We start from the raw sequence: 11,555 nt of genomic DNA on the forward strand, positions 1-11,555 counted from the left end.
GCAATGCCGGTTGATCTGGTTCACGACCGGCCCGATTGGGGCATGTCTTGCGATCCTCAAATATTGTCCAAACAATTGCCTGCTAGCGACGCCTGACCGGCTCGATTCTGCCGGTTTACGTGCAAGGCGGGGGTATGTTCATTCGTTCTGCCCAGATGGAAAGCCGGACCTCAGCTCTAGGCGAGCGCCGGCCGGCGACTCAAGGACCATTCCTTTTTCCCTTTTCGACATCTGCCTTGGCCGCGATGGTCCGCAGCCTGCTGTCGAGTACCGCGCTGGCGCGCACGAGCACCGCCGCGGCGCTGCTCGCCGGGGTATGTCTGGGTCCCACCGCCACGCAGGCGCAAGACGCGACCTGGCTCGCCAATCCTGGCTCGGCGGATTTCAATGCCGCCGCCAACTGGAGCCCGGCCACGGTGCCGACCGGCACTGCCTTCTTCGGTACGTCCAGCACCACCAACCTGTCGTTCTCGGCCTTCAACACCACGATCGGCGGCTGGACGTTCAATGCCGGGGCGTCGGACTACACGTTCACCGCCGGTGGCGGATTTTTCCATCAACTTCACCGACGCCGGCATCGTGATCAATGGCGGCAGCGCCAGCATCACTTCCAGCGTTGGCCTCAATTTCTTCAACGCCAGCACGGCTGGCAGCGCCACCATCATCAACACCGGCACCGGGACCATTGACTTCAATGACACGAGCACGGCCGGCAGCGCCCACATCACCAACAACTTCACAGTGGACTTCTGGAACAGCAGCTCGGCAGGCAATGCCAGCTTCACCAACAACTCCACCCTCGGTTTCGCCGACACCAGCACGGCCGGCAGCGCCGACATCACCAACAACGGGACAGTCGCTTTTTCCGACACCAGCACGGCCGGCGGCGCCAGCATCACCACCAACAGCGGCGGCCGTACTCTCCTAAACGGTAGCGCCAGCGGAGGAACTGCGCGGTTCATCCTGAACGGCACCGGGCTTCTCGACCTTTCATTTCTCGCGACCGGCGGCACCACGGCCGGCTCGATCGAGGGCACTGGCAGTGTTTTTGTGGGCTCGAAGAACCTGGCGGTTGGCGGCAACAATTTCTCGACAACGTTTTCCGGCGTCATCCAGGACGGCGGTCTCGGCGGCGGCGCCGGCGGCTCCCTGACCAAGACCGGCACCGGCACACTGACGCTGTCGGGCATCAACACCTATACCGGCGCGACTACGGTCGATGCCGGCACGCTGGCGGTGAACGGCTCGATCGCCACGTCCAGCCTGCTGACGGTCAATGCCGGCGGCACGGTCAGAGGCAACGGCACCATCGGCAATCTCACCGTCAATGGCGGCACCTTCGCGCCCGGCGATGGAACGGCTGGAACGTCCATGAATGTCGCCGGCAGCCTGGCTTTCGCGTCGGGCGCGATCTACCTCGTGCAGGTGAACCCGACGACGGCCTCGTTCTCTACCGTTAGCGGCACCGCGACACTCGGCGGTGCCACCGTGCGCGCGAGTTTCGCGCCCGGATCCTATGTCGAGAAGCAGTACACGATCCTGACCGCCGGCAGCATCAGCGGCACGTTCGATCCGACCGTGGCCAACAGCGGCCTGCCGTCGGGTTTCAAGACCACGCTGAGCTATGACGGCACACATGCCTATCTCGATCTCGCACTCGGCTTTGTCGCGCCGTCAGGCACCGGCCTTTCCGGCAATCAGCAGAATGTCGGCAATGCGCTCACGAACTTCTTCAACAGCAATGGCAGCATCCCGATCGTGTTCGGCAGCCTCACGCCGGCCGGGCTGACTCAGCTCTCGGGCGAAGTCGGCAGCGGCTCGCAGCAGACCACGTTCAACGCCATGAGCCAGTTCATGGGCCTGCTGACCGATCCCCTGATGGGGCGCGGCAACGGCATCAACGGCGCGATGTCGGCGCCGGGATATGCGGAGGAAAGCGCCAGCGCCTATGCAGCGAGCCGCAAGCCCAAGGATGCGCTGGCGATGTTCACCAAAGCGCCGCCAGTTCCCTTCGTGCCGCGCTGGAGCGTGTGGGCGGCGGGTTACGGCGGCTCGCAAACCACCAACGGCAATGCGGTGGCCGGATCGAATGACACAAGGAGCAGCATTTTCGGCACCGCCGTCGGCGCGGACTACCTGTTCTCGCCGAATACGCTTGCCGGTTTTGCGCTTGCCGGAGGCGGCACGAATTTCAGCGTCAACAATCTTGGAAGTGGACGCTCCGACCTGTTCCAGGCAGGCGCGTATCTGCGTCACACCAACGGCGCAGCCTATGTCACTGGCGCGCTGGCCTATGGATGGCAGGATATCACCACCAATCGCGCCGTGACCGTCGCCGGCCTCAATCAGCTGCGCGCGGAGTTCAATGCGAATGCCTGGTCCGGCCGGCTGGAAGGCGGCTATCGTTTTGTCGCGCCATGGGTCGGCGGCCTCGGCTTCACGCCTTATGCGGCGGCCCAGTTCACGACGTTCGACCTGCCGGCCTACACGGAGCGGGCGATCACAGGCTCCAACACCTTTGCGCTGGGCTACGCCGCGAAAAGCGTCACCGATCCGCGCAGCGAGCTCGGTATCCGCACCGACAAATCCCTCGCCATGACAGACGGCATTCTCACGCTGCGCGGCCGTCTTGCCTGGGCACATGATTTCGATCCGAACCGCACCATTGGGGCGACCTTCCAGTCACTGCCGGGCGCGAGCTTCGTCGTCAACGGCGCGGCGCAGGCAAGTGACTCGGCGCTCGCCACGGCGTCCGCCGAAATGAAATGGACCAGCGGCTGGTCGGCCGCGGCGAGCTTCGAAGGCGAGTTCTCCAACCTCACCCGCAGCTACGCCGGCAAGGGCATGGTTCGCTACGCTTGGTAGCCGGGGCCCCTGCACGGTCAGATCGCCGCAGCCTGAACTGTGGCCGGCATGCCGCAATGCCGGTTGATCTCGTTCACACCCGCTCCGATCGCGGCATGTTTGGCGATCCTCAAATATTGGCCAAACAATTGCCTGCTAGCGACGCCTGACCGGCTCGATTGCCGGTTAATGTGCAGGGGCGGCGTGCAGGATGTTCACTACGGAAAGCTGGGTCTCCATTCCTAACGGCCGGGGACAGACTCGTGCCCGATGGCTGCTGACAGCGAGCGCAGTAGCGCTGGCATTGATCGGGTCTTCTCCCGCGGCTCGTGCGGCCTGCGACCCTGCCGCCGCGAGCGGCGTGATTGCCACTTGCACTGGCGCGACCATTAACCAGGGCGACGGCGCGCCCGGAACCAGCGCGGACCCCCCAGGCTACGGCTATGGTACGGGTGCCGAGACCAACCTGACGGTCAACGTGCTGTCGGGCGCCAGCGTTACAGGTACGAGCTTCGGTATCTTCGCCGACACCGTTACCGTGGTCAATTCGGGCACCATCCACAGTGATTTCGGCGCGGGCATCAGCGCCGTCACCGCTACCGTGACCAATTCGGGCACCATCTCCGATTATTTCGGCGCGGGCATTACCGCCGGCACCGCCACCGTGATCAATTCCGGCACCATCTCCAGTTTATTCGGCGCGGGCATCGTCGCCAGCAGCGCTACCGTGACCAATTCGGGCACCATCTCGGCGTCGAGCAACGGCATCATCGCCAACACCACCGTTACCGTGGCCAGTTCCGGCACCATCTCGGCTGGAAACGTCGGCATCTCGGGCATCACCGCCGCCACCGTAACCAATACCGGCACCATCTGGGGCGGGTTCGCGGGCATCGTCGGCGCCACCGCCACCGTGACCAATTCCGGCACCATCGGGAGCTCTGGCTCGGGTATCGGCGCGGCCAACGCTATCGTGAGCAATTCCGGCACCATCACGGGCGCGTCGGGCGCGGGCATCGTCGGCGTCTTCAACGCGACCGTGACCAATACCGGCACCGTTTCGGGCGGGACCTACGGTATTACATCCCTATTCGCCGCCACCGTGACCAACTCGGGCACCATCTCGGGCGGCGACACCGGCATTAATACCTCTGGTGCTGCCGTCGTGACCAACTCCGGCAGCATCTCGGGCGGGAGCACCGGCATAACCAGCGTCGCCGCGACCGTGAACAATACCGGCATCATCTCGGGCGGGGCTTACGGCATTTTCTCGGCCCTCACCACCGTGACCAATTCCGGCACCATCAGCGGCAATGTCGGCATCGCCTCAACGTTCTTCGGCGCCAACGTCACCAATTCCGGCACCATCATCGGCACGGGCGGCACCGCGCTGCAGTTCTCGGGCAATGACGACACGCTGACGCTGCTGCCGGGCTCGCGCATCATCGGCGCGATCAACATGGGCGGCGGCGCGGACGTGGTGAACTTCACTGCCGGCCGCGACGCCTCCTGGCTGGTGACGTTGGACAACTTCACCGGCACGATCAACGGCTCCGGCGACGCGCCATTCGTCGTTCGCGGAAACCAGATCGCTACGCTCGATCCGACTCCCTTCGCGATGGCCGATCGCACCCTGATGGATTTCACCCGCAGCATTTCGGGCATTCTCGGCTCGCTCGGCGGCACCGGCGCGGCACAAAACGGGCCGCTCTCCTCAGCCTTCGCGCCTGATGACTCGATTGCCCAGCGCGTCGACGCCTTCGCGGGGATCCCGGCGCTCGCCTATGCGAACGACGCCATTCTGTTCAAGAGCCCGACCGTGGTGACCGCCGACGGCCGCAGCGTGTGGGCGCGCGGCTTCGCCGGCCAGCACGCGCAAGATGCTGACGGCGTGCTGCTGCGCTCGAGCACGACGTTCGCGGGCGGCGCGGTCGGCTTCGACCTGCTGGCGCAGCCCGACCTGCGGCTCGGGGCTTTCGTTGGCGGCGGGCAGACCGTCCTCTCGCTCGACAAGGGCGCCGGCAATACCAGGACCGACACCGGGTTCGGCGGCCTCTACGGCCGTTATGCGTTCACGTCCTTCGGCGCCCCCTCGACGCTCGAGGTCGCGCTGCACGGCGGCACCGGCACCAACGCGGTCTCGCGCACGGTCAACAACAATCTCGGCCTCGAGGTCGCGACCGCCAGCTACAACAGTTCGTATGTGAGCCCGGAAGCGAAATACTCCGTCAATGTTCCGCTGTGGTCGCAATACACGCTTACGCCATCATTCGGGGTGCGCTACGTGGCGGGCTTTTTCGACGGATATACCGAGGCCGGCGCGACCGCACCGCTGACGGTCGCGGGCCGCACGATCCAGAACATCGAGGAGCGCGGCGAGTTGAAGCTGACGCGCGCGACGCCGGTTGGACCTGATCTCCTGCTCACCAACGTCTACGTGGGCGCGCTCGGCATCGAACGGCTTGGCGACGTCACGGTCAATACGGTGCTGCTCGGCGCGAGCCTGCCGTTCATCACGCCGGGGAAGAACAACGTGGCGGGCGTCCTGGGCGGCGGCGGATTCGAATGGCGCACGCGCAAGGGCGTCTCGTTCTTCGGCGCCGCCGAGGCGATCGGCATGTCGGATTCGAGCACCGTCGTCAGCGCGCGCGGCGGGCTGCGGGTGGCGTTCTGAGAGGCCCCCCCGCAGAGCGGAGACGGGATCATTGATCGGGGATGTCCTCATCCCCGGGCATGTATATGCCTTCACAGCAAAGCTGCGGATCAGCTCAGATCGTTGGCAGCAGACGTCGTACCTCGGCAAGCAGTTCGGGAACGGCCTTCTTGTCGTTGGCGAGGTGCCTGAGCAACGCGCTCTGAAACAGGCCGTCGAATAGCGCATAGAGCGCAGCCGGGGACGAGACCGGTTGCCTGCCGCTCAGTTCGGCATAGCGCGACGCGACGCGCCAGATCATTGCTTCCAGGCTCTTGTCGATCTCGAGCACGTCCTTGCGAAATGCCGGCTCGAACATCGCCTGCGAGCGCAAGTCATACCAGAGCCGGTGCATTGCGGCTTCGGTCTCGAGCGTCGCCGCGAGCTTGGCCAGAAATCCCTCGGTCAGCTCCTCGCGGCTCCGTGCCGAGACGACCACCTCGTCATATCGCGTTACGCACTTCGCCTTGTAGTGCCGGACGCAGCAGCAGATCAGGTCGAGCTTGTCGCTGAAGTAGTAGTGAAACACGCCGTGCGTGAAGGCCGAATTCTGCGCGATCTCGCGCAGGCTGGTGCGCGCGAAGCCAAGCTCACCCAGGGTTTCGAGCGCTGCTTCCGCAAGCTCGATCCGCCGCGCGTTGAACTTCTCGTCCCGCGGCACCTCTGCCACGGCCACGCGCTGGGCCGCTCCTGTCGCTCGCCGCGCCATTTTCGCGCCTTTCCTCCGTCTCTTCGTCACGACGATCATGTCGTGGTCCATCGCCTAGAGACCATCCTCTTTGACAACTGTCAAACTTTTACCTTGACAACTGTCAAGCATCGGGACGACGCTGCGCAACAAGAATTTGGACAGTCGTCAAGACTGTCTGACAAGCGGAGGAAATGCAACCGCCGGCGTCGCGCCGCCGGAACGGACTTGCCTGCCGTTGCGCCGTTGCGGCGGCAGCCTGCCGGCACTGTGCTGCCGATCGCAGCACGCACCAAGCCGATCATCAGCCAACAGATCAGCCAAGAAATCAGCCAAGGGAGGACGTACGATGAGTGAGAAGAATCTTGACGGCCGGAAAGCCCTGATCACCGGCGGGGCCCGCGGGATCGGGGCCGCCATTGCGCATGCTTTGGCGCGATCTGGTGCAGCCGTCATGATCGGCGACATCCTCGATGACGCAGGCCAGGCCACCGCGGCCGAGATCGCCAAGGCCGGCGAGAAGGCCGGCGTGAAGACCGGCTTCATACATCTCGACGTCACCGACGACGCGCAATGGGAAAAAGCTGTTGCCGCGACGGTCGCGACACTCGGCGGCTACGACATCCTGATCAACAACGCCGGCATCGAGATCACCTCGCTGGTCAGCGAGATCAAAGCTGAAGACGCGCGCCGGATGTGCGACGTCAACATCGTCGGCACGGTGCTCGGAATGAAGCACGCATTTCGCGCGATGCGTCCGGGCGGGCTCGCCGGCAAGGGCGGCGCGATCGTCAACATCGCCTCGGTCGCGGCGACGATCGCCTTCCCGAGCATCGCCGTTTATTCCGGCACCAAATCGGCGGTCGATCGCATGACGCGGGTTGGCGCGATGGAAGCCGGCAAGCTCGGCTATGGCGTACGTGTCAACTGCATCTATCCCGGGCTGATCCCGACCGACATGGGCATGCAGCTTGCCAATGACATCGTGAAGATCGGGCTGGCGCCCGACGTCAATGCCGCGGTCGGCTCGGTGGTGGAACAGACGCCGCTCGGCAAGCTCGCCGAGGTCGGCGACATCGCCGACGCTGCCGTGTTCCTGTGCTCAAACGATGCCCGCTTCATCACCGGCATCGGCCTGCCGGTCGACGGCGGCATGGGCATGTAAGCCCGCAACCCAACGACAACCATTTCGGAGAATCGCCATGAGCGAGAAGAAGCCCGTCGTCGTCTACGGCGTGTCCGGCTACACCGGGCGCCTGGTCTGCGAATACTTACGCGAATACAACATCCCCTTCATCGCGCCGCCGCGACGCCGCCAAGGTGAAGGCGGTGGTGGAGAAAATCCCGGGCATCGAGACCGCCGACTACGAGATCGTCGGTGTCGAGCACAATGTCGAGGCGCTGACGAAACTGTTCAGGGGAAGCAGGGTGGTCAGCAACATGGTCGGCCCGTTCATCAAATACGGATCGGAGGTCTTGGAAGCGGCGCTGCAGGCCGGATGTCACTACACCGATACGACGGGCGAACAGGATTGGGTGTTGCAGGCACAGGAGCGCTGGGGCGCCAAATTCGCCGAAAGGGGCCTTCTGCTGTCGCCCAATCTCGCGCAGATGTACACGACCGGCGAAATCGCCGCCAACATCTGCCTGGAGACGCCGGGCCTGGATACGCTCGACATCCTGGTGTTCTGGAAGGGCCTTCCGACCTACGCCTCGACGCAGACGATCTTCACCATTCTCAAGGCCAACTGGTACTATCTCGAACAGAACAAGTATGTCGAATGGGACGTCACCGCGCGTGCGGACGTCGTCGTCCCCGGCCAGCACGAGACCGCGATCGCGGTGCCCTGGGGCGGGACCGCGCACCCGGTCTGGTTCAAGAACGATCCGCGCGTGAGCAACTGCCGTGTGCTCGGTGGCGTTCTCTCCCGTCCCGTGATGGAGGGCGTGGTGCAGACCACGCAGATGGTGAAAGAGAAGATCAAGCCACTGCCGCCCGCGGAGCAGGAGAAGGCGCTGGCGGATATCGCTGCCACCCTGCAGGCCTCGATGCCACCGCGCGAGAATCCACGGGTCAACACGTCGATCGATTCGGTCCACGCCTCCGGTCCGCTCGGTCGCGCCCAGTGCGTGATCCACGGCAACTGCAACTACAAGCAAACCGGCATGCTGCAGGCCTATGCGGCGTTTTCGCTGCTGCAACAGGCGCCGCGGCGTACCGGATTCGCGTCCGGGTGCCAGGCATTCGGCCACCGTGAGCTGCTCGGACAGTTGCGCAGCTTCGGACTCGTCAGCAAGCCGATCCTGACGGTACAAGATTGAAACGCCGGCGGGTGACGCCTAAAGCATGATCCGGAAAAGTGCGAAGCGGTTTCCGAAAAGATCATGCTCAAACAATAACCTAAAGCGCGATGACGATTCATCTCGTCGCGCTTTAGCGGCGTCACCCGCCACATGAGGGACGATCATGCGCTTCACCGATTATCTGGACAAAGGCGTCTCGCTCGGTACTGAGGCGCCGTGCCTCACGATGGACGGACGCGATCTCAGCTATGGCGAGGTGCAGCGGCTGAGCTACCGCATTGCGCGCGGGCTCGACCGGTCAGGCATTGCGCCCGGCGAAAAGGTCGCGATCCTGTCGGGCAACGATCCGCTCGCCTTCAGTTGCGTGTTCGGCATTTCGCGCGCCGGCGCGGTGTGGTGTCCGATCAATCCGCGCAACGAGGCTGCCGAAAACAGGTTCATTCTCGATCAGTTCGATTGCAGCCTGTTGCTGTTTCATTCGAGCTTCGCCGCAATGGTCGAGGCGGTGCGGCATGAACTGCCCAAGCTGCGCGTGCTGGTCTGTCTCGATCGCGAACTGCCGTTCGCGCCCTCCTTCGAGCGCTGGCTCGATGGCCTTGCCGACGATTTCTATCGACGTGAGCCGGTCGACGATCTCGTGATGCTACCGGGCACCGGCGGCACCACCGGCAAGCCGAAGGGTGTGATGCTCTCCGGGCGCAACATCGAGGCGATGACCGCGTTGACGCTCATGGGCTACCCGTTCAGAGGCCGGCCCGTCTATCTTGCCTTGGCGCCGCTGACGCATGCCGCCGGCGTACTCTGCTTTCCGATCATGACGCTCGGCGGGCGCATCGTGATCATGTATCACCCTGATATCGGCGAGTTCCTGACGCTGATCGCGCGCCATCGCGTCACCCACACATTCCTGCCGCCGACCGTGATCTACATGCTGCTGGACCATCCGCAGCTCGCCTCAAGCGATCTTTCCTCGCTCCAGTGCTTCTGGTACGGCGCCGCTCCGATATCCGCTGCGCGGTTGGAGGAAGCCTTGCAGCGGATCGGGCCGATGGCCCAGCTATTCGGTCAGACCGAGGCGCCGATGATGATCTCGATGTTGCCGCCCGACGGGCATTACAATCCGGACGGCAGCATCGCACGAGAGCGCCTCGCCTCCGCCGGACGGATCAGCCCGCTGGTGACCGCCGGCATCATGGACGGCGATGGCAATCTGCTGCCGACCGGGTCGCGCGGCGAAATCGTGGTGCGCGGTTCGCTCGTCATGGAGGGCTATTACAGGAATCCGGAAGCGACCGCCGGGGTCTCGGCGCATGGCTGGCACCACACCGGCGACATCGGTTATATCGACGGCGACGGCTATCTCTACATCGTCGATCGCGCCAAGGACATGATCATCACCGGTGGCTTCAACGTCTACTCGATCGAGGTCGAGAACGCGTTGCGCGCCCACGAGGCGGTGCAGGATTGTGCGGTCATCGGGCTGCCTGATCCGAAGTGGGGCGAACGGATCGTGGCCGTGGTGCAGCCGCGGACCGGCCATCGGATTGACCCAGTGGCGCTCGCCGCCTTCGTCAAGGGACAGATCGGCAGCGTCAAGACGCCGAAGCAGATCGAAGTCTGGGACGATCTTCCGCGTTCCAAGGTCGGCAAGGTCCTGAAACCCGATATCCGCGCGCGACTGACCTGATCGAGCTTGCCTGCGCGCCTCGCGCCACGCGCAGGCGATTTGTTCGGTGCTCGCGCCGCCGTCCGCGTCGGCGGCTTAAGCCAGAGCGTGTACTCGCAAAGGCGCAGATGTCGGCTTTTGAGGTTAAGCAGAAATCTTACGCTTGATCGGGATCGGGGATTTGCCGGTCTTGGACCCGAAGCGGACAAAGGCAACCTATGCTAGTGGCACAAACTGCGTGGGACACAGCGGGTCGAATATCTCCCAAATGTCCAGGTTCGGTGCGGGTAGAGAACGGGTTCGCCTCAGTGGGGCCCGGAAGCTTCCTATTCAGCCGCGCGGCCGCCAGATGGCTGCGGACCCGGAGAGACCGTCCCCGGAGGTCCGGGCTGCTCCGCGTGCTCCCACCGCGCCGCAAGCTGCATTATCTGCTTGAAATTGAGGATCGACTGCGACAGTTGGCCCTTTCGGATTATTATCGCCACATCGCGATCTTCGGGCAGCAACGCCATCGCTCTCGCGACCGCAGAGCGCAGTCTCATCACTCCGTGGTTGGCCAAGACCACAATCTCTTCCGGGTCTAAGACTGCGGGCATTGTCCGTCCTCATGCTGGCCGCAAGCCAGCAACCAGCCGTTGATGATTTCCCACTTGTCTCGCCCCCTCGCATGAAATTTCAGGAGCGGGGAGCGCTTGTCCTGTAGTTCGCAAAAGAAACTCAAAGTATCGCGGGCGGTGACTGCCCCACGATCGATTGGCCGAGCCTGAAGCCAACGCCGCCATTCGCGAATAATCAGCAGTTTGCGTTGGGTTTGATAAGTCGACGCGCGTCTCCGCCCCATGAGGCAGGCCCCCGGAAGGTCTGTAAGTCGCGCTGGCTTTGATAGAAGGCTCTATTCGAGAGCGTTAGATAGGCATCCAGACGGTACCGGGCATCCGCCGTGCCGATGGCACCATCGAACCCTCAATATGAACGAGAGACCTTAAGGTACTCTAAATCGGGATATGACGCTGTCGGATTTCGACAGACTGTATTCGCACCAGCATGACAGCGAGATCAGAATTATTTCCGAATGCGTCGGCACGGCGCAAGTCCGGTCTCTCACGGTGGACGTGAGCGACTGCAAGTGTTGTCGCCATGGCGTGTGAACCCGGATGACGCGCAGCATTGTCACTTTGACGTGTGTCGGAGTGTCCGCATCTGGGCCCATCAGCGACGTACCGGCAGATCTAATTGAGGTCCGCTTACCGGGGGATTGTGTTGCAAAACTCGTTTCTGACTTGGGGCGAGCTTGGCTTTTGAGTTTCGGCGGTTTCTTTTGGTACGGGGTGCCGGCGGTTTCCGTTTTGCTTGTGCATTTC

At 63.6% G+C, this 11,555-nt stretch carries 6 protein-coding genes and 1 pseudogene; 6 read left to right on the plus strand and 1 reads right to left on the minus strand.

Going from position 1 to position 11,555, the window contains the following annotated elements:
* Positions 1–236: 236 nt before the first annotated feature.
* The 3 genes from AC629_RS48870 to AC629_RS21310 all read left to right on the plus strand — a co-directional run bounded on the left by AC629_RS48870 (position 237) and on the right by AC629_RS21310 (position 5,518).
* The gene (locus tag AC629_RS48870) at positions 237–689 is read left to right on the plus strand and encodes a hypothetical protein (RefSeq protein WP_245331946.1); all 453 of its coding nucleotides are present in this window, start codon (positions 237–239) and stop codon (positions 687–689) included.
* Positions 580–2,865, plus strand: a complete 2,286-nt coding sequence (locus AC629_RS21305; protein ID WP_502693041.1) for an autotransporter outer membrane beta-barrel domain-containing protein — start codon at positions 580–582, stop codon at positions 2,863–2,865. Before AC629_RS48870 ends, AC629_RS21305 begins: the two co-directional genes overlap by 110 nt.
* Before the next feature lie 340 nt (positions 2,866–3,205).
* The gene (locus AC629_RS21310; protein WP_143199323.1) at positions 3,206–5,518 is read left to right on the plus strand and encodes an autotransporter outer membrane beta-barrel domain-containing protein; all 2,313 of its coding nucleotides are present in this window, start codon (positions 3,206–3,208) and stop codon (positions 5,516–5,518) included.
* A gap of 94 nt (positions 5,519–5,612) precedes the next feature.
* Here the strand turns inward: AC629_RS21310 and AC629_RS21315 are convergent, their stop codons facing one another.
* Positions 5,613–6,212 carry a TetR/AcrR family transcriptional regulator gene (locus AC629_RS21315; protein ID WP_245331947.1) on the minus strand — a complete coding sequence of 200 codons (600 nt, stop codon included), beginning with the start codon at positions 6,210–6,212 and terminating at the stop codon, positions 5,613–5,615.
* Between the two features lie 361 nt (positions 6,213–6,573).
* Between AC629_RS21315 and AC629_RS21320 the strand changes: the two genes are divergently transcribed.
* The 3 genes and pseudogenes from AC629_RS21320 (at position 6,574) to AC629_RS21330 (ending at position 10,215) form a co-directional block, all read left to right on the plus strand.
* On the plus strand, positions 6,574–7,389 hold the full coding sequence (locus AC629_RS21320; RefSeq protein WP_084806958.1) for an SDR family NAD(P)-dependent oxidoreductase: 816 nt from the start codon (positions 6,574–6,576) through the stop codon (positions 7,387–7,389).
* Between the two features lie 37 nt (positions 7,390–7,426).
* Positions 7,427–8,546, plus strand: a pseudogene (locus AC629_RS21325) (DUF5938 domain-containing protein).
* 145 nt (positions 8,547–8,691) lie between these two features.
* A complete protein-coding gene (locus AC629_RS21330) occupies positions 8,692–10,215 on the plus strand; it encodes an AMP-binding protein (RefSeq protein WP_084806959.1) in 1,524 nt (507 codons plus the stop codon).
* Positions 10,216–11,555: the final 1,340 nt, after the last annotated feature.

The organism is Bradyrhizobium sp. NAS80.1, from assembly GCF_001908205.1.
Classification (GTDB): Bacteria; Pseudomonadota; Alphaproteobacteria; order Rhizobiales; family Xanthobacteraceae; genus Bradyrhizobium.

Excerpts from the sequence above, each read along its gene's own strand:
- AC629_RS21320 (WP_084806958.1), top strand. The coding sequence starts at position 6,574 with ATGAGTGAGAAGAATCTTGACGGCCGGAAAGCCCTGATCACCGGCGGG.
- AC629_RS21330 (WP_084806959.1), top strand. The coding sequence starts at position 8,692 with ATGCGCTTCACCGATTATCTGGACAAAGGCGTCTCGCTCGGTACTGAG.